We start from the raw sequence: 21,911 nt of genomic DNA, 5'->3' as shown, positions 1-21,911 counted from the left end.
GTGCCGTTCGAGGACGTCCAGATGCGGGAGAACTCCGGCCCACCGAAAGCAATCTGACGTACAGTTAACTAACTGGGCCGGTACGTACGCACCATGCTGCCCGTACTGCACGGCGTGCTTCAGGGGGTGTCGTTGAACGACGACAAGTTGCTGGTCGACCAGCTGCTGCCGAGCTGGGCCGGAACGTCGCACAACTCGGATGTCGAAGTGGCGGCACTCGCCCTCGACCTGGACGACGACCAGCGCATGCTGCTCGTCACGTTCCACCCGAGGATCCTGCGGCCGGAGTCCCTTCGGCACCTCGAGATGTGGGCGGACACGGACCAGCGCAAGGGGGTGCTGGCCTTCGTCACGGCGATCGCCCAGGACTGGGGCAGCGGCCGAGAACGCTGGCCCGTTGGGGCAGGGCCGGTCGAGCGGCTGTGGACGATGATGGATCGCCGGCAGGTGAGCCGCCGGCAGGCAGCGGCCGACGCTGCCCGACCGCCAGTGGCCGGACAGCTGTCGCAGCGCTATGTCGATGCGCTGATGAACGAATGCCTGGAGACAGCTCGCACTGACGGCGCCCGGTTCGCCTACGAGGCCGCACTGGTGCTGCTGGCCGCGTGCCAAGCATCAGCGGACCCGGACGGTCCGATCTATGTCCGATCGGCGGTCCGCGCGGTCGCGGAGGTCGCAGGCGAGTTGCTCTCCCGGATTCCGGACGGCTTGGTCTACCAAGAGGCAGCTGCTATCGCTGCGGCGCGCGTCACAGCGGCTCGGATGTCGGGCGACAACGAGGAACTGGCGGCCGCGCTGTCACTGCTCGGGCGGTTCCAGCTCGACGCCGTGACGAACGGGCTGCCGCTGGAACACTTCTGGGACGCCTACCGCACACGCGTTGATCGACAGATGCGGTCGATCGACGCGATTGATCACGACTTCAGCATGCCCGATCCCGTCACGGTCGTCGCTGAAGCCGTCGGCCATCTGCGTGAGGCACTGTCCTTCGGCATCAGCTGGATCCGGCCGATGACCGCGAAGGCACTCGTCCAGGCCATGCTCTGGCAGCGCCTTGCCCGTCCACCCTGGTGGAAGGGTCGGCGTGCACCGCGGCCGTCCGCACGCGCCCTGGCTCGAACGGCGCGGCAGGCACTTGCCTGGATCGACCCGGTCACGGACGCGGAACGCTACGGGTTTGTGCTCACCGTGCTGCGAGAAATCGATCCCTCGGCAGCGCCGGCCATGCCGGCACTCCGACCGGAGTCGTTGCGACAGCTTGACGGCAGGAGCGCACTCATCGTCGTTCTGCGGGCCGTGCAATCCGAGCGCGACCCCGGCCGCCGACTCGAACTCATTGACTCGGTGCGCGAGTACGTCCGCGATGGTGAACCGGCGTTCTACTACCGACTTCTGCTAGCCGAGGCGCGAGCCGTCGGCGCTCAGGCCGACGCCGAACATGATGGCCGACGCCGTGACACCGGGCTCCGGGCCCGGAGTCTGAACCGGCACGCCGAGCAACTCAGGGCTCGGGCGAAGTCCGGGAACTGGTCGCCGGAGCGATTGGCGGGAGCACTCATCCATGGCGCCTGTTTGTCACTACCCGCCGATGCCGAGCGGATAGGAGCAGAGTTGCTGGCCGAGGCGTTGGACATGGCGCCGGAGATCGCCCGCGATCGACCCGAAGCGATGACCGCCCTGTGCACTGCACTGAGCTGGGGCGAGGCGAACAACCTCGGCAAGGCTGGGAGCCTGCTGGCCTCGAACTCTTGGTATGGGCGGTCCATAGGGCTTTTCCTCGCTCTGGGCCTCCGCGACGAGGCGCTGACCTGCGTCGAGCGCATGGCGGGGAGCGCCAACCGGGATCTGCTGGTCGCTCAGGTTCTCGCCGCAGAGCTTCTGCCCTATGCGGCACTGCTGGAACGCCAGGTCGGAGAACGGGCCACTGAACTCCTCCAAGAGGTCTACCGCTTGATCGCTGGCAAGTTCCCCAACCGACATGTAAAACCGGAAGCGATCCTGCTGCTGCACCAGCTCGCGAAGGGGAACCGATTTGCCTCGGCACTGTCCGACCCCGGGCCGCTGGAGGTCGACGAGCTGCTGCCGACGCTCGCCGAGATCTCAGCGTCGGAGGCGGACGTCGGACCGGATCCGTCCATGGCGCTCGACAGTCCGTTCGGCACAGCGTCGTCGCTGCTCACCGCGTATGCCCATCCTCGTGAGGCGAACGCCGGGGCGACCTCGGTCGATCGGCTCCGGAACCTTCGCCGGCATTTCGACGACGCACTGACACAGGCGGCCTTCGACCGGCCTGCCGAACCGGTGCTCCCCCTCATGCTCGCCGAAGTCCAAGCGGAGCTCGACGATCGGACGGCGCTCATCACTCTGCTGCAGATGACCGGGGCACGCGGGATTGAGGCGATCTCCGCCACCGCGATCACCCGTGACGAAGTCACAAGCAGCATCACTGCCAGGACCAAGGACTATCCGATCCGCAGCATCCTTGTTGGTGCGCGAGGAGACCAGCAGCTCTACCTTCATCCATTGGCCTTCGAAGTAGCCGCCCTTCGCGATGCGTTGTTCGACAAGCCGGATTTCCGCACCGTCAGCCGCGAAGCCGAGCAGGTCCTGGAACGCAATCTCACCCACTATCTCGGATACGTCGCGCAGGATCTGCCACGTTGGCACGCCCAGGGCAAGGACCATCTGTGCATCTGGGCCCAGGGGGCGCTTCACTATCTGCCCTTCCATCTCCTGTACCACGAAGGCGTCCCGCTCGCCGAGCAGTGGGTCGTCACCAGCCTCACTTCGCTCACGTCACTGCGCGACAGACCTGCATCGAGGACACCGGCCGAATCGATCCTGTCCATCGCGGCCTGCTACGGCGGCCGCAAGTTCGGCTTCGCTGACGCTCCCGAGCTCGGAGATCAGGCACGAGCCGTCGCTTCGGTGTTCGGCGCCCAAGCGCTGACCGGAGACGACGCCACCCGGGATGGAATACTGAGCCGCCTCGGTGAGGCCCGCTACCTTCACATCGCAGCCCACGGGTCCCAGGACGCGGTGGCCCCGGCATTCCAGTCCCTGTATCTGGAACCCGGCACAGCCGGGACCGAAAGCCGAGTGTTCGCGCACGACATCGTGCGCAGCGACCTGCGCAGCGTCGACCTGGCCTCGTTCAGTGCCTGTGAAAGCGCCCTTGGGCGTTTCGACCTGGCCGACAACCTGCGGGGGCTCCCCGCCGCCCTGATGATCGCGGGCTGCCGGTCGATCGTGGCCGTGCTGTGGCCAGTCGAGCCGGAACCGGTCGGCCTCTTCTTCACCACACTCTACGAACGACTCGCTGCGGGAGCGGAGAAGCGGGACGCATTCCGCGACGCGCAGCAGCGCACGCGACAACAATTCCCCCACTACTGCGATTGGGGCGGCTTCGTGTTCTTGGGTGACTGGCGCACACCTGGCAGCAGAGCGAAATCGGAGGCAGCGTGACATCCATCTTCACAGTGCCAGACCTGACCTTCGACGACGTGGACTGGGAGCCCCGACGCGTCCTGGGCTCCTACCCCCTGGGCGGAGATCCCCCGGCACGGTCCACCATCGGCCATTCTGATGTCGAACACCTCACACCGCAGGCCACTGGTATTGATGAAAGACTCAGGCGACATCTCATCCAGGAAGCTGCGACCCACGCCTACTTCCTGCTGCATCTGAGTTGCACCTTCCGTCCAGGTGGTGCGCCGCTGACGGGCGCTGTGCTGGCCGTGCGGCTCGCGCCGCAGGGTGACGGGGTTGCGTCAGTGTGGTCCATGCAGCCGTCTGCGGTTGCGACCAGGGTGAAGCACAGTCACACCGTATCCCTGTCCCCGACGGTGAAGCTGCTGCCGACGATCATCGAAGCGGAGTTGAAAACGGAGCGGTCGATCGAATATGAATCGGAAAATTGGTATCTGAAGGCCGCCGGTGACGGCGAGCCGACTGCCGAGTGGTACTTTCGCCGGACTGCGGACGTCGATCTGATTGGTTCCCATGCTCTGACCTTGGTAGGACGCGTGCCGGCGGCGACCACCACAGTCATTCAGATCGGGCTGCAGGCAGAGATCGAAAAACTGCGGAAGTTCAGGGGCAATCTTCCAGCTCGGCAACGCGAGGTCCTCTTCTCCTCCTGAACGTCGAGGGCCTGTACGCATTCTTCAGTGACCTGGCAGACCCCGGCATGGAGTGCGAACGCCCCCGCCGCCGAGGGCAGCGGCCTAACTCACGCTGCCCTCGGCGTACTCCCACGTCCATCCGCTCGGCCGAGGCGGCCCGGGCTCACTGCCAGGTGTAGAAGCCCTGGCCAGACTTGCGGCCCAGTTCGCCGCGGGCGACCTTGTCGCGGAGGAGCGCCGGAGGCGCGAAGCGTTCGCCGAGGGTGGCGTGGAGGTGTTCGGCGATGGCCAGTCGGACGTCCAGGCCGACCAGGTCGGTGAGCCGCAGCGGGCCCATCGGGTGCTTGTAGCCGAGCCGCATCGCGTCGTCGATGGCCTCGGGCGCGGCCACCCCCTCCTCGACCATGCGGATGGCTTCCAGGCCCAGCGCCAGGCCCAGTCGGCTGCTGGCGAAGCCGGGCGAGTCATTGACGACGACGTCCTTCTTGCCCAGCGCCCTGGTCCACTCCAGTGCTGCCGCCACGGTCTCCGCGTCCGTGGCCGGTGTCACCACGATCTCCACCAGCTCCGAGGCGGGGACCGGGTTGAAGAAGTGCATGCCGAGGAACCGGCCCGGGCGCTCCAGGACGGCGGCCATCTCCGTCACCGACAGCGAACTGGTGTTGCTGGCGAGGACGGTGCCGGGGCCGACCGCCAGCTCCGCCGCGGCCAGCAGCTGCGCTTTGAGCGCGGCGATCTCGGGCACCGCCTCGACCACCAGGGCGAGGCCGTGCGGCAGTTGGGCCACCGACGGCACCGTGGTGATCCGGGCCAGCACCGCCTCGGCGGTCTCGTCCCGCAGTTTGCCGAGCTCGGCGGCGCGGGCCAGGCCGCTCGCGATCCGCTCCAGGGCCGCCTTCGCGGCGGCCTCGCCGCTCTCGACGATGGTGACGGCCGAACCGGACGCGGCGAAGGACTGCGCGATGCCCGCGCCCATCCGGCCGGCTCCGATCACGCCGACGGCGTTGGGTGCCTTGGTCATCTGCTGCTCCGCTTCTCCAGGAACCGGGTCATCCGGTCCTTCTTGTCCGCGCCCTCGAAGAGCACGGCCTGGGCCAGGTCGTCCGCGAGCGGGTGGGCCCCGGCCGGCGCGTTCACGACCAGTTTGGTCATCCGCAGCGCCCGCCCGGAGGAACGCGCCATCCGGTCCAGCAGGGCGTGCGCCTCCGCCAGCAGGCTGTCCGGCTCCACCACGTCCATGACCAGGCCCGCCGCCTTCGCCGCGGCGGCGTCCAGGTTCCGTCCGGCCAGCAGGACCTGTTTGGCCACCGACTCCCCCACCAGTTCCGACAGCCGCCAGCAGGCGCCGGCGGCGGCGAGGATCCCCAGCCCCGGCTCCGGGTTGCCGAACACCGCGTCCGGCGTGGCGAGGCGGATGTCGCAGGCGTAGGCGAGTTCGGCTCCGCCGCCCAGCGCCCAGCCGGACACCGCGGCGACCGTCGGCATCGGCAGCTGCCGCACCCGTTCGAACAAACGGCTGTTGATGCCCTGGAGCGCCTGATCGGCCCCGCGCCGCAGGAGTTCCGCGATGTCCGCTCCCCCGGCGAAGACCCCGCCCCGGCCGTTCAGCAGCAGCAGCTTGGGGTCCTGCTCCAGCCGGGTGCACACCTCGTGCAGCTCGGCGATCATCCGGCCGCTGATCGCGTTGCGGGCCTCGGGCCGGTTGAGGGTGACCACGGTCCGGTCGTCCAGCTCCTCGACCAGCAGCGTCTCGAAGTCCCTGCTCGTCCTGTCGTTCGTACCGCCGGTCATACCCGCTCCACCAGCATCGCCACGCCCTGGCCGACGCCCACGCAGAGCGTGGCCAGACCCCGTCGGCCGCCCTCGCGCTCCAGCCGGCCGAGCAGCGTCAGCACGATGCGCGAGCCGGACGAGCCCAGCGGGTGGCCCAGCGCCAGCGCGCCGCCGTCCGCGTTCACCCGCTGCGGGTCGAGCTTCAGCCGGGAGATCACCGCCAGCGCCTGGGCCGCGAACGCCTCGTTGAGCTCGACCGCGTCCAGGTCGCCGACCTGCCAGCCGGCCCGGTCCAGGGCCTTCTCGGTCGCCGGGACCGGGCCGAGGCCCATCAGATTGGGCTGGACCCCGGCCGAGGCCGAGGCGACGATGCGGGCCCGGGGCGTCAGCCCGTGCCGCTCGACCGCCTCCGCGCTCGCCACCACCAGGGCCGACGCCCCGTCCGAGAGCGGCGAGGTCGAGCCGGCCGTCACCACTCCGCCGCTGCGGAAGACCGTACGCAGCCGGCCGAGCTGCTCCAGGGTGGTCGACGGCCGCGGCCCCTCGTCCGCCCGGACCTCCCCGTCGCCGACCGGGACCGGCACGATCTCGGCGTCGAAGCGGCCCGCCTGCTGGGCGGCGACCGCACGCTGGTGGCTGCGCAGGGCGAAGGCGTCGCTCTCGGCCCGGGTGATGCCGTCCAGCGACGCCACCTCCTCCGCGGTCTCGCCCATCGACAGGGTCACCTTGGACGTCAGCGGCCCGGAGTCGGCGGGCACCGCCCGGTCGGCCTCGGCGAACCGCGGGTTGGTGAACCGCCAGCCCAGCGAGGTGTCGTGGACCTGGCCCGGCTTGGCCCAGGGTGTGCCCGGCTTCTCCAGCACCCAGGGCGCGCGGGTCATCGACTCCACCCCGCCGGCGACCACGACCTCGGCCTCCCCGCCCCGGATCGCCAGCGCCGCACTGGCGAGCGCGGTCAGCCCGGAGGCGCAGAGCCGGTTGACGGTGTAGCCGGGCACCGTCTCCGGCAGCCCGGCCAGCAGCACCGCCATCCGGGCCACGTCGCGGTTGTCCTCCCCGGCCTGGTTGGCGGCGCCCAGGATGACCTCGTCGACGGCCGCGCCGGGCACCGCGGCCCGCCGCACGGCCTCGGCGACCACGAGCGCGGCCAGGTCGTCCGGACGGACCGAGGCCAGCGCGCCGCCGTAGCGGCCCTGCGGCGTCCGTGCCCCGTCGACCAGATAGACCTCGCGCCGATAGCTGCTCATCGGTTCTCCTCCTGAGGAAGCGCCCTGAACCATGCCTCATCCCTTGACAGGCGGCTCGGGTGTTTGGTTAGTTGGCGGTGCTGCAAACTAACCGAATGTTCGGTCGGTACACAAGGCGAGGTCCATCATGGAAGACAAAACCCAATCCAGCAGGGGCGTTCCGGGTCCGGCGCAGCTCATGTTCGCCGCCGACAAGGCCTCGCAGAATCTCGGCATGGAACTCCTGGAGGCAGCTGACGGGTCTGCGCGGCTGCGCATGGCCGTCACTCCCACCATGGTCAACGGCCATGGCATCGCCCACGGGGGCTATGTCTTCCTGCTCGCGGACACTGCCTTCGCCTGCGCCTGCAACTCCTTCGGCCCCGTCACCGTGGCGGCCGGAGCGGACATCAGTTTCGTCGCCCCCGCACACGAGGGCGACGTGCTCATCGCCACCGCCCACGAGCGCACCCGCTACGGCCGCAGCGGCATCTACGACGTGACCGTGCACCGCGGCAGCGACGTCATCGCGGAGTTCCGCGGTCGCAGCCGCGTCATCAGAGGCAACAAGGAGAGAGAATGAGCGTCGAGCCGACCACCACGGCCCTCGCACCCCAGCCGGCCCCCGCGACCGAATCGGCCCCCGCGCCCGGCCCGGCCCTGGTGCCCCGGCGGGCCCAGCCGCTGCCCGCCGACCTGCTGGACGCCGGTGAGCGGCTCAGCCCCGACGAACTGCGTGCGCTGCAGCTCACCCGGCTGCAGTGGACGCTGCGCCACGCGTACGACAACGTCGAGCTGTACCGCCGCAAGTTCGACGCGGCCGGCGTCCGGCCCGAGGACTGCCGCAGCCTGGAGGACCTGGCCCGGTTCCCGTTCACCACCAAGGCCGATCTGCGCGACACCTACCCGTTCGGGATGTTCGCCGTGCCGATGGAGCAGGTGCGCCGGGTCCACGCGTCGAGCGGGACGACCGGGCGGCCGACCGTGGTCGGCTACACCGAGGACGATCTGAGCATGTGGGCCGATGTGGTCGCCCGCTCGATCCGCGCGGCCGGCGGCCGGCCGGGCCACAAGGTGCACATCTCCTACGGCTACGGCCTCTTCACCGGCGGCCTCGGCGCGCACTACGGCGCGGAGCGGGCGGGCTGCACGGTGATCCCGGCGTCCGGTGGGATGACGGCTCGTCAGGTGCAGATCATCCAGGACTTCAAGCCCGAGATCATCATGGTCACCCCCTCCTACATGCTCACCCTGCTGGACGAGTTCGAGCGGCAGGGCATCGACCCGCGCAGCACCTCGCTCAAGGTCGGCATCTTCGGCGCCGAGCCGTGGACCGAGGCGATGCGCCGCGAGATCGAGGAGCGGCTCGACATCCACGCCGTGGACATCTACGGGCTCTCCGAGGTGATCGGCCCGGGGGTGGCGCAGGAGTGCGTGGAGACCAAGGACGGGCTGCACATCTGGGAGGACCACTTCTACCCCGAGGTGGTCGACCCGATCACCGACGAACTGCTGGCCCAGGGCGAGAGCGGCGAGCTGGTCTTCACCTCGCTGACCAAGCAAGCGCTGCCGGTCATCCGCTACCGCGCCCGCGACCTGACCCGGCTGCTTCCGGGCACCGCGCGGCCTGCCTTCCGCCGGATGGAGAAGGTCACCGGACGCTGCGACGACATGATCATCCTGCGCGGGGTGAACGTCTTCCCGACCCAGATCGAGGAGATCGTGCTCGGCACGCCCGCCGTCGCGCCGCACTTCCAGGTGCAGATCACCCAGCGCGGGCGGATGGACCACATGTCGGTGGCCGTCGAAGCCCGGCCGGGCGCCACCCCGGACCAACGGGCCGCGGCGGCGGCCGCGATCGCCCGGGGCATCAAGGACGGGGTCGGCGTCTCGGTGGAGGTGACGGTGGTGGAACCGGACACCATCGAGCGCTCGGTCGGCAAGATCCGCCGGGTCCGCGACCTGCGCACGGGCTGAGCCGCGGGCGAGCTGACCTGCGGGCGGGCTGAGCTGCGCGCAGGTCCTCAGCAGGCCCGCGGCGTGGTGAACGCGACGAGGTGAGAGGGATCGGTCTACCGTTTCAGGATGGCAACCGCGGCGTCGCAGCCGAGGTCATCCACCTCACCCGCTACGGCGCCGAGGGACCGGGGCAGGAGGGCACGGTTCAGCGCGCCACCTTCTCGCTGGCCGGCCAGCGGTTCATGTGCATCGACAGCTATGTGCAGCACGACTTCGGCTTCACCCCGGCGGTCTCGCTCTACGTGCGGTGCGAGACCGAGGCCGAGATCGACCGCCTGTACGGGGCCCTCGCCGAGCAGGGCTCGGAGCTGATGCCGCTGGGGTCCTACGGCTTCAGCACCAGGTTCGGCTGGGTCAACGACCGCTTCGGCGTCTCCTGGCAGCTCGACCTGCCCGCCTAGCAGCGGCAGTCGTTCGCGGCTCAGCCGCGCCGGCGGGCGCTGGGGCGTAGGCGTCTGCGGACGTGGGACGGCATCAGCAGGGCCTGGTCGGCGAGGGTTTCCAGGAAGGCGGCGGCGATGGGGTCGGGGCTGGTCCGGGTGTAGGCGGTGAGGGTGCGGCTGACCGGCGGGTCGGGGCGCAGCAGCGCGCCGCCGAAGTGCGGCGGGACGGTGTTGGCGGGGACGAGGGTGGGGCCGAGCCCGGCCGCGGCGTAGTTGGCCGCCGCGGGGGCCTGCTCGGTGCGTACCGCGACCCGGGGGCGGAACCCAGCGGTGGCGCACGCCTGGTCGAGGATGTCGGCCAGCCCGCTGTCGGGGGGAAAGTGAACCCATTCGCGGTCCGCGAGGTCGGCCAGCCGGACCTGTGGGGCATGGTCCGCCGCAGCCGCCGGGTCGCCGTGGTGGGTCACCACCAGGAATTCCTCCGCGCCGACATGGCGGGTGGGGCCCTCCCAGTCCGCGGGTGGCGGGCCGATGGCGATGTCGGCCTGGCCCTCGGTCATCGCGGCGGCCAGATCGTCCGCGCGGCGGTGTTCGAAGAGCCGGACCCGTACGCCCGGGTACTGCCGGCGCCAGATCCCGAGGGCCGTGGGCAGGACGCCGAAGCTGATCGAGTAGAGCGTGGCCAGCTGCAGTTCCCCGGTCGCGACTCCGACGGCCCGGCGGGCGGCGGTGGTGGCGCGCCCGGCGTCGGCGAGGGCGGCCCGGGCGTACGGAAGCATGGCCCGCCCCGCCGGGGTCAGCCGTACGCCGCGGGGCAGGCGTTCCAGCAGGGGGCCGCCGACCTCGCGTTCCAGGGCCCGGAACTGGTGCGACAGCCCGGGCTGGGTGATGTGCAGCTGCTCGGCGGCGCGGGTGAAGGAGCCCTCGTCGACGATGGCGGCGAGGTACTCGAACTGTCGGAGCGTTGCCATGTGTCCAGCGTATGGGTTTGATAGAAAACAATCCTTGGACTCATGACCTCCGGCCTCCGCAGGATGGGATCACCCCCGCACCCTCCCGCCGCGACAGGAAACACCATGACCACGACACCCGCCCCGATCACGACACCCGCCGGGCCCGCGATCACCGTGGGCAACATCGCCCTTTCCTTCCACCGCGCCGCGGCGGCCGTCACCCGCCGCCTCCTGGAGGCCCACGGCCACCGGGTGACCAGCGTCGAGGCACCGCACGAGCAGCTGTTCCGGTTGCAGGCGGCCGGGGAGGTCGACATTCTTGTCTCGGCGTGGCTGCCCTCCAGCCATGCCACCTACCTGTCCGCCTACCGCGACCAGGTCCGGGTGCTGTCACCGCACTACCACCCGTACTGCGTCTGGGCCGTGCCGCCCTACGTACCCGCCGAGGCGGTCCGCGAGGTCGCCGATCTCACCCGGCCGGACGTGGCCGAGCGGATGACCCTCACGATCGACGGCATCAATCCGGGGGCGGGCATCAGCCGCTTCTCCGCCCGCATGGTGACCGAGTACGGCCTGGACCAGCACGGCTACACCTTCACCCCCGGCACCGAGAGCGGGTTCATCGCCCGGGTCGAGCAGGGCATCGCCGACGGCGAGTGGTTCGTCGTCCCGCTCTGGCGCCCGCAGTACCTCAACCGCCTGCACGGCCTGCGGCCCATCGCCGACCCCAAGCAGCTGCTGGGCAGCGTCGACGGGGCGAGCCCCGTCGTCCGCAAGGCGGCACTCGAACGCATCCACCCGGAGACCGTCTCCCGGCTGGACCGGCTCCACCTGGGCAACGACGTCGTCGAGGAGCTCGACACCCTGATCAACGCCGACGGCCTCACCCCGCTCCAGGCCGCCGACCGCTATCTGGCGGTCCACGGCGAACTGCTCGGGTGAGGTCGTCGGGTAGCCGGCCGGGGTCAGGAAGCCGGGCCCCAGTCGACCGGGCTGGTGCCGAACACGTTCTGTGTCAGCGGCAGGTTGACGACCGAGGCCGCCAGCGGGGAGTGCTCGACGGTGTAGCTGCCCCCGGTGAGCGCGGCTGTCTCCTGCGGGGTGGGGATCAGCGCGCTGTGGAAGTTCGCGGGCGGCTGGCTGTTCACGACGATCTGCAGCTTGTAGCCGACGGGGATCCGGGTGAAGTTCGCCAGCAGCGAGATGTCGTAGCGGGTGAGCTCTCCGGGGGTGACCGGCTGCTGGCTCGCCTGCGTGAACGGGTGGCTCGGCTGAAGCAGGGTCAGGCCCTGTCCGTACCAGCTCAGCTGGGGGTTCAGCTGGCGCTGGCTGCCGAGCAGGACGCCGTCCGCCTGCTTGGTGACGGTTCCGTCGGGAGCGACGATGTTCAGCGTCGCGGTCAGCTCGACGTCCGTCGTGGTGGAGCGTACGTAGAGGGTGACATCGGTCGGGCCGTCGAGGACGGCGGGCTTGGTGAGCGCCGACGTGGTGTAGGTCAGGGTGCTGGTCGGGCCCGCCGGGGCCCAGGCCAGGCTGTCCTGCCCGGTGCTGCTCGGCCTTCCCGGGGTGAGGGAGGAGCCGGCGCCGAGGTAGTACGTGCTCGCGCTGCTGGTGGGCGGCCAGGCGGCGGTGTCGACCCAGTGGTCGGCGCCGTTCTCGAAGAGGTGCAGCGGTGTGCTGGTCGACGCCATGCCGGTGTTCCGGCCCTTGACCCAGGTGTCGAACCACTCCAGTCGGATCCCCTGCAGGGTCGACTCATTGACGTTCTCGCCGTGCGTCCAGGGCCCGACGATGGCCTGGTAACGGCCGGTGACCGCCGCGCCGGGCGCCACCGGCTGGGTCAACGGCCGGTGGAAGTAGGCGTTCTGGGCCGCGACGTAGTCACCGAGGTTGCCGCCGGGGAACAGGTCGTTCCAGCCGGCCTCGGTCAGCGCCGGGATCCCGTTCGCCACGATCTGCGGCATGAACTTCTGGACGTCCAGGGACTGCCAGTAGTCGTTGTCGTAGGAGCGGGGGCCGCCGCCGAACAGCTGGGCGATGGTGACCGACTGCGGGTCGGTGGTGGGATCGTCCTGCGGTCCCCGGGGTTCGCCCTGGGCGATGCCGGCCACGAAGGGGGTGGGTATGCCGCCGTCGGCGGTGAGGTCGTTGTAGAAGTCGGAGTCGGTGCAGAACGGGGTGATGGCCTTGAGCGCCGAGTCCTTGCCCACGGCGGCTGCCGTGAACCACTGGTCGACGCCGAGGTAGGAGCAGCCGTCGAGGCCGATCCGCCCGTTGGATCCGCGAGTCGGCGGGCGGCCCAGGAGACCAGCTCGGCGCCGTCCTGGCCCTGGCGGCTGCCGAACCAGTCGACCTGCCCGCCCGAGTCGCCGGTGCCGCGCACCGAGGCCGCGACATAGATGTAGCCGCGCTGGACGAAGTAGTCGCCGGGGGTGGTGGGGTCGGACCGCCCGGCACCATAGGGGTTCTGGGTCAGCAGCACCGGGAAGGTGCCGGTCGCGCGCCCGCCCGTGGTCGGGTCAGTGGGGTAGACGACCTCGACCGACAGCACCACTCCGTCGTCCATGGTGACCGTGGTGTGGACCGGCGCGCCGACCGCGTAGGTCGGAGCCTCGGGCTGCCAGTTGTGCGGTGCGACGGAGGCCGCAGCTGAGGTGGACTGGCCCAGGACGGCGGCGAGCAGCAGCAGCGCGACACCACCGCCCAGAGCGGTCGACCGGGCGAGCGGGCGGCGGGGCCGGCCCGTTGCAGGAGTTCTTGTCATCTGGATGCCCCTAGGCGAGCTGTGCGTGGGTGGTGGCCAGTGAGCGGCGCTTGAAGGGGAAGAGCGGGAAGACGGTCCGGCCGAAGGTCTCGTTGGCCAGTTCCGCGAGGACCAGGTAGAACGCCACCAACGCCAGCACGATCTCGACGTATCCGGCGCCGTGCAGCGCCGAGCTCTGCGGCACCCCGGCGGCGGAGGCGCCGAAGTAGGCGGTGAGCAGCAGCACGATGGTGAGCGTCAGCAGTCCGAAGGCGGTGAGCGTCACCGCGTTGGTCCCGGCGCTGGCGACGGCGAACACCACCGTCACCACCAGCCAGGCCAGCAGGAACAGTCCCAGTGACTGCATGACGGAGTGTCCGGCCTGGGCGGCGAGGACGGACGGGTCCTTGCCCTTGTTCGCAGGCGAGGAGAGCACCTGCTCGACGATGTGCGGGGCCACGTAGAACTCGATCGCGGTGTAGCCCAGCCAGAAGGCGCCGTACGCGGTGAGGAACGCTGCCGCGAAGGTGGCGCCGGCCGCCAACGCGAAGAAGCCGGCCACCAGTTGGACGATGCCGCCGTAGAAGAACGTGCCGGCCAGCACGATCGAGCCGCTGGCCGCGCTGAACACTCCGATCGTGGAGAGGCCGAGGGCAAGCGAGCACCAGGCGAAGCCGGCCGCGCCGACGGCCTGGGCGTGGCCGATCCGCTGGGCGGGGGCGTCGGGTCTGGGCTGGGTGTGCACGGTCTCAGGAGCAGGAGCTGTGGTCACGGAGAAACACCTTTCTCGGGGGTCGGCGAAGGCTCCCAGGGGGATGACCGAGGGATTGCCGATGGGTTTTCCGACCGACTTGCCGACCGAATGTTCGGTAGTCTCAAGTGGGCAGGTGGGGCTGTCAAGAGATCGTGCAGACTTTCAGTCATCGCTCTCTGAAGAGAGCCGACTTGCCCTCAGCGGGCTCAAAGCGCGGGCTCAGCCGCCGCAAAGCCGACCTGGACGGTGAGGCCGCCGTGCACCCGGGCGCAGCCGGTTCATCGTCGCCTTCACGGTCGTGGTGACGGGCCAGCAGGTACTCCAGCACGGCGAGCTCCTTCGGGCTCAGCGGCAGGCACGCGCCCGCACGGGTGGCGGTGCGCTGGGCCGGGTCCAGCCTGAGCTCGCCGTGGACCAGCACCGGCGGGATCGCCTGCCGGGTGCGCCGGACCGGAGACGGTCGACCAGTGCATGTCCGCCAAGCACCTGCACTTCGACGTGCAGTTGCAACCGGCCGACCGGTACTGGTCGTTCCAGTGGCGGGCGGATCAAGCATGTGCGTGCCTGAGTCACCGGTTCTGGCTTCGGATCATCGCCAGCAGCAGGCCGTGGGTCTCGGCGTCGGCGGCCGCGAGGAGCCCGCGGCCGGCCGGTCCGAGTGGAGCGCCGTCGATCCCGGTGACGACGCAGCCGGCGGCCCGGCACAGGGCGATGCCGGCGGCGAAGTGCACACTGCCGGACAGGTCGCCGCCGTCGGTGACATACGCGGCGCGCTTGCCTGCGGCGACCCAGGCCAGGGCGAGCGTGGTGGACACCACGCGGGGTCGGAACCGCTCGACGAATTCGGCGTGGGCCAGCAGGTCCACGGCCCGGAAGCCGGGCGCGTTGGGGAACGGCGGATCCAGGTTGACGTCCACGAGGCGGGTGGCGGGTGTGGGCGCCAGCAGCGTGTCGGCGCCGTCGATCCCGTCTGCCCCGCCGGCCCCGTCTGCCACGCCGGCCCCGTTGTGGTGCCGCACCCAGGCGCTCGCACCATCGGTGCGGAAGACTTCGCCGCTGAACGGGTCGGCCACGGCCGCGGCCCCGTCGCGCAGTGCCACATTGACGGCCACCAGCATGCTGCCCACCGCGTAGTTCAGCGTGCCGCACAGGGGATCCACCAGCCACCGGCGCTGAGCCCCGGCGGCGCCCTGCTGCCCGCCCTCCTCGCCGAGCACCGCGTCGTCGGGCCGAGCGGCCCGGAGGACACCGAGGATCACCTTTTCGGCCTCGATGTCGGCGGCGGTGGCGAAGTCCCCGCCGCCCTTGTCGATACGGGCGAGCCGCCTGCCGTACATCTCGCGCACCACGTCCGCACCGGCCCGTGCGGCGGCTGCCGCCACCCCGGCATCGTCAAGGCCCTCAGATGAGTTGATCACGTCGTGCAGAATAGCCGCGGCCGCGGGCCGGACGGCTATGGGGCGAGGGCGGCCATGAGTTTGCCGGTGAAGCGGTGCATATGGGGGTCCAGTGTCGCTGCGGGCTCGGCGAGGACCTGCCGCAGCGGCAGCCATCTGATCGCTTCGAATTCATCCTCGTCGAAGGAGGTGATGTCGGCTGCCTCGGCCTGCAGGACGTACCACAAGGAAACGTCAGTGTGCTGTCCCTGCGCCCGTGTTCGGGTGACGGTCAGAAAGAACGGGCGCTTCCCGGAGACCGCCGACGGGACGGCCCTGGTGCGCAGCTCCTCGTCGCACTCGCGCAGAACCGTGTCCCACGGGTCCTCCCCCGGCTCGACATGCCCGCCGCTGGGCAGCCACAGCCCCGCCTTGCGGTGGGCGACGAGCAGCAGCTCCGCGCGGGCCGCGTCGACGACCACGAAGTAGCTGACCAGGTGCATCGGCGGGACATCGGGTTTCCGCGTCCGATACAACGGAGCCCCGCTCGCGACCCACTCCGCCGCCGTGTCGAGATGCGCGCGCTCCAACGCGTCCCAGGGATCAACCCGCTCCAGCAACCCGGTCAGCCGGGCTCGAAGCAGCTGGTCAGAAGCATCGGAATCATCAATGGCAGTCACATCCGCCATGATGCCAAGGAGCTATGACAATCCCGTCACGGCCGAATCGGAAGCCACAGTTCGATCTGGTCCCGGCGGCGGTAGAACTCGACCAGGGGGCGGGTGTCGTCGGTCGGCGTCGTGGCTCGGAGTTCGGCCATCCCGTCGGCGATGTGACCGTAGATCTGGGGAGGCTCGCCGACCAGGCGGCCGCGCAGGTACCAGCCGCCGGACAGGGTGCCCAGCTGCAGGCCCAGCTGGTCCGGGAGGTCGTCCTCCTTGACCGGGGTGCACACCGTGTAGGTGTTCCGGCGTTCATCGGCCTGCGCGTACATCTTGCGTCCGCGCAGGCCGACCAGGCGTTCGAACGACGGCCACAGCTGCTGAATATGAGTCAGATCGTCGACGGTGGAACGCTGCATGACGGTGACGTCCAGCCGCTGAACTCGATCCGGAGGAGCGAGGAATACCGAGGGTGTCATGGCAGACATCCAAGCACTCAGCGCCGAAATCCTGCACAGTCCTGGCGGGGTACGGACCGTTTACGATCATGTCTGATCGAGGTTCTACCCCGTGGTAATAGGAGCAGGTAAATCACACTAGTATGCCCTTGCCACAGGGGGCACACGATCTGCCGCTGCGTCAGCAAGCGGGACGAGAGCGGTGCCGTGCTGCCCCTGGAACCATCGGAAGGGCAAGGACATGTTCGGAATACCAGGGCGGGGAGTGGTGCGGCTCGGTGCCGCACTGCTGGCGACGGGGGCGTTCGCGGCGGGTGCGCTGACGACGGCCACGGCGGCGTCGGCCGACCAGAACGGCAGCGCGGTCGCCACCCTCGGCGACATCCTGCACGGCCAGAGCGTGCAGATCCCCCACGAGGGACAGGGCTCCGCCGGGACGGTGGCGCTCAAGGAGGACGGGCAGAGCCTGGAGGTCTACTGCATCGACCTCTACCACGGCACGCACTCCGGCGTGAAGTACGGAGAGACCGGCTGGGACCAGTCGGTGCTGTCCGACAACCCGGACCGCGGCAAGATCCAGTGGATCCTGGAGCACAGCTACCCGGTGCTCAGCGCGTCCCAGTTGGCGCAGGAGGCCGGTGTCGGCAGCCTGACCCAGGACGAGGCGGCCGCCGCGACCCAGATCGCGATCTGGCACTTCTCCGACAAGACCGACGCCATCAGCAAGGACAAGACGACCACCGCGGTCGCCGGCTGGCTGGAGCAGAACGCCACCAACGTCTCCGAGCCCGCCCCCTCGCTGGCCCTCTCGCCTGCCTCGGTCGCCGGTCAGAGCGGCGACAAGCTCGGCCCGATCACGGTGACCACCAACGCCAAGTCGGTCGACCTCAAGTTCACCGCGCCCAGCGGCGTCCAGCTCGTCGACGGCAGCGGCCAGGCCGTCACCAGCGCGGGCAACAACGACAAGCTGTACGTGAAAGTGCCCGCGGGCGCCGACGCCGGCACCGCGCAGCTGAGCGCCTCGACCACGACCAGCCTCCCGGTCGGCCGCGCGTTCAAGGCGCTGAAGGGCAACAGCCAGACGATGATCCTGGCCGGGACCGCTCCGGTGCAGGTCAAGGCCGCTGCCACGGCGCAGTGGGCGCCCAAGGGCCCGGTCCCGGCGGCCAACGCCACCGAGGACTGCAAGCAGGGCGGCCTGGACGTCACCGTGACCAACGGCGGCGACCAGCCCTGGACCGCTCAGATCGGTGACAAGTCCGTCACCGTCGCCGCGGGCGCCACTGAGACCGTGCTGGTCCCGGTCAAGGAGGGCGCCACCTACAACGTCACCGTGACCGGCCCGAACGGCTTCAGCAAGACCTTCACCGGCGCGCTGAAGTGCCAGCCCACCGGCGGCGGGACGACGAGCGCCAGCCCGTCCCCGTCGACCACGGCCACGGCCTCTGCCTCCGTCTCGGCCGTGGCGACCCCGTCGCCCTCCGCGAGCGGCGGTCTGGCCGAGACCGGTGCGAGCAGCAGCACCCCGATCATCGCGGGTGTCGGTGCGCTCCTGGTGGTCGTCGGCGGCGGCGCGGTGTTCTTCCTCCGCAAGCAGCGCGGCACCCACGCGGGCTGACGCCCGGGTGAACTGCCCAGGCCCTGGGGCCTGAGCGTTCGGACCCGCCTCCGGAACCGCGTCAGCTGCGGTTCCGGAGGCGGGTCCTTCGCACGTTCAGCCCTCGGCGGTGACGTTGCGGATCACGAACAGGCTGTCGATCCTCCCCTCGCGGACGGTGAAGTAGTTCGTCATGATCAGCGGATCCGGCAGGCCGGTCTTGGGTAGTCGCCGCTGTAGGCGGCGCGGACCAGGGTGACGCCGTGGTGCTCGGCCACCTCGGTGACCCGCAGGGTGACCCGGTCGCCGACCATCTCCTTGGCGGCCCAGGCGCGGATCGCGTCGATGCCCCAGAACTCCCGGCGGGCGTCGTTGACGAGGGCGTCGTCCGCGAAGGTGGCGACGATGCCGTCCAGGTCAAAGGCGTTGACCGCCTTGATGTGGTCGGCCAGGACTCCGGTGGGAGCGGTGTCGTACATGGCGTGGTTCTCCTCGCTCGGCGGGCGCCGCCGGTCGGCGACGGTTCCAGGCTCGCCGTTCCGGCTACCGGAGGGTCAACCGGTACACGGGCGTTTGTCCCTCCGGTAGGGGGAGGGTTGACACTGGTGCCATGGGCACACGGCTGACGATCGGCGACTTCTCCCGCACCACGCATCTGAGCGTGAAGACGCTGCGCCACTACCACCAGGTCGGGCTGCTGGAGCCCGGCTCCGTCGACCCGCACACCGGGTACCGGTACTACGGCGACGAGCAGATCCAGCTGGCGCAGGTCATCCGTCGGCTGCGGGATCTGGAGATGCCCATTCCCGACGTCAGGGCGGTCCTGGCCGCTCCCGAGGCGTCCGTGCGCTATGCCTTGATCGCGGCACACCTGGACAGTCTGGAGGCGGAGCTGGCCCGCACCCGGCAGGCCGTCGGGGCGCTGCGCGATCTGCTGCGACGCCCGGAGGCGCCGCTCGCCGTCGAGCACCGGACGGTGCCGGCCGTGCCGGCGGCGGCCGTCCAGCAGACCGTCGACCGGGAGGACATCCTCGCCTGGTGGCAGGGTGCGCTGGGCGAGCTGCACGCGGCCGTCCACGCCCAGCGGCTGACGCCGACCGGTCCGGCCGGGGGTCTCTACGACGGCGACATCTTCCGCCACGACCGGGGCCTGGCCACGGTCTTCCTTCCGGTCGAGGGCGCCCCGCGCCACATCGGCCGCGTGGTGGCCCTGGTCGTGCCCCCGGCCGAGCTGGCGGTCACCTGCCACCGCGGGTCACTGGACGACGTCGACCTCACCTACGGCGCGCTGGGCGCGTACACCGCCAGCCACGAGATCAGCATGGAAGCCCCCCTCCGCGAGTACTACCTGTGCGGGGCCCAGGACACACCTGACACCGCCCAGTGGCGGACCGAGATCGGCTGGCCCGTCTTCCGCTCCGACGCGGACTGACTCGACTACCCGGCGGGCGCGGGCGCGGTGCGGGTGTGGGCGGCGTCGAGGATGGCGGAGGGTTGGGTGCCGTAGCGCAGCACCGCGCCCAGGGCGTGGACGGCGGGGCGGTCCAGGCAGCCGCGGGCCGGGGGCGGGCGCTCAAGATCCAGCGCGCGGGCAGCCCACCGGGGAAGGAGGCCCACGGAGCCGTTGAACAGGATGCGGGTGGCGGTCCGCTGGGTGGGGGTGGCGCCGAAGTGGCGCAGGAACTGCGCGGCCGCCAGGGCCGCGTCGGTGGCGGCGAGTTCCGGGCGGATGCGCGCGAAGTAGCCGCGCACCTCGGCGCGGGAGGTGGGGACGTCCTCGGCGCCGAGCCGCTGGGCCACCGTGGCGGCCTCGGCCAGGTAGCGGTCCTGTTCGGCGGTGCTGAGGCGGCCGGGGCCGAAGGCCTGGTAGCCGCTGAGGAAGCTGACGGCTTCAGCGGTGTGCACCCAGGTCAGGAGGGCGGGATCGGCGGCGGAGTACGGCCTGCCGTCCGGGGCGGTGCCGCGGACATGGGTGTGCACCCTGCGGACGCGGGCGAGCGCGTCCTCGGCGGCCCGGGTGGATCCGTAACTGGTGACCGAGACGAAGCCCGCGGTGCGGTTGAGCCGCTCGATCGGATTGTCGCGGAAGTCCGAGTGCTGGTCGACTCCGGCGATGGCCAGCGGGTGCAGGGACTGCAGCAGCAGCGCCGCGAGGCCGCCGGTGATCATTCCCGGGATGTCGCCGTGGACGCGCCAGACCACGCTGTCGGGTCCGAACAGCCCCAGGTCGCCACGCGGTTCCTGATAGGACGCCAGGTGCAGGTCCGCGCCGTGGACGGTCGCGTTCACCCGGGCGCCGATGCGCCTGCGCAGCGACAACCCGCTGAGCTCGTCGAGCCTGCTGATCAGATGAGAAATGGTCAACCTCCTTGACCTTTCAGAGAGCCGTGTCCCCCGCCGCGGGGCGGGCCGGGGCGTAGATCTGGACGGCGCCCTGATGGACGCGGACCGGCAGCCGTGGCAGGGCCGGCAGGTCGTGGCTGCTGTGGGGGTGGGTCAGCGGTTCCCCGCTCAGGGCGAAGGTCGCTCCGTGGCAGGGGCAGGCCAGCTGCTGCCGGGGCGCGTCCAGGTGCAGCCGGCACCCCTGGTGGGTGCAGATCCCCGATACCGCCTGCACCCGCCCCGAGGTGTGTCGCACGAACCCGGTGACCGTGCCCAGGTCGAAGGGCAGTACGGCGCCCTCGGGCAGGTCGCCGACCGCGGCCACGGCCTGCCAGACCCCCCGGGTGGGGGTCAGTTCGGCCTCGGCCGGGACGGTCGGTGCCGACTGGGTCAGGGCGTAGCCGGCGGCGCCGGCGGCCGCCGACGCGGTCACCGCGGTGGCGGCGAGAAACCGGCGGCGTCCGATGGCCCAACGGCGGGCGGCGGGGCGCGCGGGCGCGGGCCCCGCGGGGGCCGCTCGGGACGCCCGGGCCGCCTCGGCGGCGAGCCGTCGGCGCAGGTCCTCGACGAATGCCTCCCGCGGGTGCTGGGCCTCCGGTCCCGCGGCCGCCAGTGCGATGGCGGTGCGCGCCACGGCCAGGTCCTCCTCGCTGGGGGCGAAGGGCTTGGGGCGGCGTCGGCGCAGCAGGCTGTCCACGTAGCGGTCGATCGGGCGCTTCATGACGCTTCCCCTTCCTGGTCGAGTCCTGCTGCTTTGCGCAGGGCGCGGTGTTGGATCACTTTGGCGTTGGCGACGGTCACGCCGAGTTCGGAGGCCGCTTCCTTGAGCGAGTAGCCGCGCAGGAATCGCAGCGTGAGGATCATGCGGTGCCGTTCGGACAGCGCGGACAGGATCGCGGTGATCCGCTGCGGGGCCCGGCCGGGGTCCGCGGTGTGCACGGGTACGGCGTGGTCCTCCAGGTCGACCTGGTCCACGTCGATCTCGGTGACCTGGTGGCCCAGGGTGGTGCGCCAGTGCCGGGCCAGCACCGTGCGCGCGGTCACCAGCAGGTAGGAGCGGACCTCCCCGATGCTCGCGGTGGCGCGCAGCGGCCCCATCGCGTCGAGGAAGACCTGGGAGGTCAGGTCCTCGGCGTCGGGCCGGTTGCCGACCTTGGCGAACATCTGCCGGTAGATCCGCTCGACATTGTCGGCGTAGATCGCGTCCCAGTCCCGGTAGGCGGCCGTCGGCAGCATGGTGGGCCTGCTGTCGCGCGGCCGGCCGGCGCCGGGTTTCTCACCGGGAAGGGCAGCGGACATCGCACGCCTCCACGGTGCGGGCAGCCGCGCCTGGATCCACGTGGTCATGGCTCATGGTAGGACGCCACCGCTCTCTCCCGGGCCCACAGCCTTTTGCTGTCACCAAGGAGATAGCGCCCCGGGTTACACCGTCACGTCGCGGTGTAACCCCCGGTCTTATCT

The 21,911-nt window shown here is 70.6% G+C and carries 21 protein-coding genes and 1 pseudogene; 8 read left to right on the top strand and 14 right to left on the bottom strand.

Features of this window, described 5'->3' with window-relative positions:
• The first annotated feature begins 93 nt into the window (after positions 1–93).
• Together ACXKR8_RS47240 and ACXKR8_RS47235 are read left to right on the top strand one after the other, a co-directional pair.
• Complete coding sequence (locus ACXKR8_RS47240; RefSeq protein ID WP_458270713.1) at positions 94–3,465, top strand: CHAT domain-containing protein; 3,372 nt, start codon at positions 94–96, stop codon at positions 3,463–3,465.
• Positions 3,462–4,142 (top strand): hypothetical protein, encoded by a 681-nt coding sequence (locus ACXKR8_RS47235; RefSeq protein ID WP_458270712.1) that lies wholly within the window; start codon positions 3,462–3,464, stop codon positions 4,140–4,142. Before ACXKR8_RS47240 ends, ACXKR8_RS47235 begins: the two co-directional genes overlap by 4 nt.
• A 145-nt stretch (positions 4,143–4,287) precedes the next feature.
• On the opposite strand, the gene ACXKR8_RS47230 is transcribed toward ACXKR8_RS47235, so the two are convergent.
• The 3 genes from ACXKR8_RS47230 to ACXKR8_RS47220 are packed head-to-tail and all read right to left on the bottom strand — an operon-like array spanning position 4,288 to position 7,144.
• Positions 4,288–5,145: a 3-hydroxyacyl-CoA dehydrogenase family protein gene (locus ACXKR8_RS47230; protein WP_458270711.1), complete on the bottom strand. Its 858-nt coding sequence runs from the start codon at positions 5,143–5,145 to the stop codon at positions 4,288–4,290.
• Positions 5,142–5,915: an enoyl-CoA hydratase/isomerase family protein gene (locus ACXKR8_RS47225; protein WP_458270710.1), complete on the bottom strand. Its 774-nt coding sequence runs from the start codon at positions 5,913–5,915 to the stop codon at positions 5,142–5,144. Before ACXKR8_RS47225 ends, ACXKR8_RS47230 begins: the two co-directional genes overlap by 4 nt.
• Complete coding sequence (locus ACXKR8_RS47220; RefSeq protein WP_458270709.1) at positions 5,912–7,144, bottom strand: thiolase family protein; 1,233 nt, start codon at positions 7,142–7,144, stop codon at positions 5,912–5,914. The genes ACXKR8_RS47225 and ACXKR8_RS47220 overlap by 4 nt, the downstream gene beginning before the upstream one ends.
• Positions 7,145–7,271: 127 nt before the next feature.
• On the opposite strand from ACXKR8_RS47220, the gene paaI reads away from it, so the two are divergent.
• The 3 genes from paaI (at position 7,272) to ACXKR8_RS47205 (ending at position 9,543) form a co-directional block, all read left to right on the top strand.
• On the top strand, positions 7,272–7,706 hold the full coding sequence (gene paaI / locus ACXKR8_RS47215) for a hydroxyphenylacetyl-CoA thioesterase PaaI (protein WP_458270708.1): 435 nt from the start codon (positions 7,272–7,274) through the stop codon (positions 7,704–7,706).
• Positions 7,703–9,100, top strand: coding sequence for a phenylacetate--CoA ligase PaaK (gene paaK, locus ACXKR8_RS47210; protein WP_458270707.1), 1,398 nt, complete (start codon positions 7,703–7,705; stop codon positions 9,098–9,100). The genes paaI and paaK overlap by 4 nt, the downstream gene beginning before the upstream one ends.
• An 80-nt stretch (positions 9,101–9,180) precedes the next feature.
• Positions 9,181–9,543, top strand: a complete 363-nt coding sequence (locus ACXKR8_RS47205) for a VOC family protein (RefSeq protein ID WP_458270706.1) — start codon at positions 9,181–9,183, stop codon at positions 9,541–9,543.
• Between the two features lie 20 nt (positions 9,544–9,563).
• On the opposite strand, the gene ACXKR8_RS47200 is transcribed toward ACXKR8_RS47205, so the two are convergent.
• On the bottom strand, positions 9,564–10,496 hold the full coding sequence (locus ACXKR8_RS47200) for a LysR family transcriptional regulator (protein ID WP_458270705.1): 933 nt from the start codon (positions 10,494–10,496) through the stop codon (positions 9,564–9,566).
• Positions 10,497–10,601: 105 nt separating this feature from the next.
• On the opposite strand from ACXKR8_RS47200, the gene ACXKR8_RS47195 reads away from it, so the two are divergent.
• Complete coding sequence (locus ACXKR8_RS47195; protein ID WP_458270704.1) at positions 10,602–11,420, top strand: glycine betaine ABC transporter substrate-binding protein; 819 nt, start codon at positions 10,602–10,604, stop codon at positions 11,418–11,420.
• A 23-nt stretch (positions 11,421–11,443) separates the two neighbouring features.
• Here ACXKR8_RS47195 and ACXKR8_RS47190 read toward each other — a convergent pair whose 3' ends face one another.
• The 6 genes and pseudogenes from ACXKR8_RS47190 to ACXKR8_RS47165 form a co-directional block, all read right to left on the bottom strand.
• Complete coding sequence (locus ACXKR8_RS47190; protein WP_462100737.1) at positions 11,444–12,745, bottom strand: CocE/NonD family hydrolase C-terminal non-catalytic domain-containing protein; 1,302 nt, start codon at positions 12,743–12,745, stop codon at positions 11,444–11,446.
• A gap of 80 nt (positions 12,746–12,825) precedes the next feature.
• Positions 12,826–13,044 (bottom strand): annotated as a pseudogene (locus tag ACXKR8_RS47185) (CocE/NonD family hydrolase); the annotation flags it as partial.
• Between the two features lie 208 nt (positions 13,045–13,252).
• Positions 13,253–13,993, bottom strand: coding sequence for a GPR1/FUN34/YaaH family transporter (locus ACXKR8_RS47180; protein WP_458270702.1), 741 nt, complete (start codon positions 13,991–13,993; stop codon positions 13,253–13,255).
• A 551-nt stretch (positions 13,994–14,544) separates the two neighbouring features.
• Positions 14,545–15,393 (bottom strand): inositol monophosphatase family protein, encoded by an 849-nt coding sequence (locus tag ACXKR8_RS47175; RefSeq protein ID WP_458270701.1) that lies wholly within the window; start codon positions 15,391–15,393, stop codon positions 14,545–14,547.
• 35 nt (positions 15,394–15,428) lie between these two features.
• Positions 15,429–15,854: an NUDIX domain-containing protein gene (locus tag ACXKR8_RS47170; RefSeq protein WP_462100160.1), complete on the bottom strand. Its 426-nt coding sequence runs from the start codon at positions 15,852–15,854 to the stop codon at positions 15,429–15,431.
• Positions 15,855–16,066: 212 nt separating this feature from the next.
• Complete coding sequence (locus tag ACXKR8_RS47165) at positions 16,067–16,492, bottom strand: hypothetical protein (RefSeq protein ID WP_458270699.1); 426 nt, start codon at positions 16,490–16,492, stop codon at positions 16,067–16,069.
• 220 nt (positions 16,493–16,712) lie between these two features.
• On the opposite strand from ACXKR8_RS47165, the gene ACXKR8_RS47160 reads away from it, so the two are divergent.
• A complete protein-coding gene (locus ACXKR8_RS47160; protein WP_458270698.1) occupies positions 16,713–18,089 on the top strand; it encodes a Cys-Gln thioester bond-forming surface protein in 1,377 nt (458 codons plus the stop codon).
• A 176-nt stretch (positions 18,090–18,265) separates the two neighbouring features.
• Here ACXKR8_RS47160 and ACXKR8_RS47155 read toward each other — a convergent pair whose 3' ends face one another.
• Positions 18,266–18,547 (bottom strand): nuclear transport factor 2 family protein, encoded by a 282-nt coding sequence (locus ACXKR8_RS47155; RefSeq protein ID WP_462100159.1) that lies wholly within the window; start codon positions 18,545–18,547, stop codon positions 18,266–18,268.
• Between the two features lie 131 nt (positions 18,548–18,678).
• Between ACXKR8_RS47155 and ACXKR8_RS47150 the strand changes: the two genes are divergently transcribed.
• Positions 18,679–19,500, top strand: a complete 822-nt coding sequence (locus ACXKR8_RS47150) for a MerR family transcriptional regulator (protein ID WP_458270696.1) — start codon at positions 18,679–18,681, stop codon at positions 19,498–19,500.
• A gap of 5 nt (positions 19,501–19,505) precedes the next feature.
• Here the strand turns inward: ACXKR8_RS47150 and ACXKR8_RS47145 are convergent, their stop codons facing one another.
• Genes ACXKR8_RS47145 through ACXKR8_RS47135 form a run of 3 tightly spaced genes read right to left on the bottom strand, consistent with a single transcriptional unit; the run spans position 19,506 to position 21,749 of the window.
• The gene (locus ACXKR8_RS47145; RefSeq protein WP_458270695.1) at positions 19,506–20,432 is read right to left on the bottom strand and encodes an oxygenase MpaB family protein; all 927 of its coding nucleotides are present in this window, start codon (positions 20,430–20,432) and stop codon (positions 19,506–19,508) included.
• A gap of 13 nt (positions 20,433–20,445) precedes the next feature.
• Positions 20,446–21,171 carry a Rieske (2Fe-2S) protein gene (locus ACXKR8_RS47140; protein ID WP_458270694.1) on the bottom strand — a complete coding sequence of 242 codons (726 nt, stop codon included), beginning with the start codon at positions 21,169–21,171 and terminating at the stop codon, positions 20,446–20,448.
• Positions 21,168–21,749 (bottom strand): RNA polymerase sigma factor, encoded by a 582-nt coding sequence (locus ACXKR8_RS47135; RefSeq protein ID WP_458270693.1) that lies wholly within the window; start codon positions 21,747–21,749, stop codon positions 21,168–21,170. The genes ACXKR8_RS47140 and ACXKR8_RS47135 overlap by 4 nt, the downstream gene beginning before the upstream one ends.
• Positions 21,750–21,911: the final 162 nt, after the last annotated feature.

It is taken from the genome of Streptacidiphilus sp. PAMC 29251 (assembly GCF_054208735.2).
Note: the sequence above shows the minus strand (reverse complement) of the source record. Positions and strands in the feature narration are given on the sequence as shown.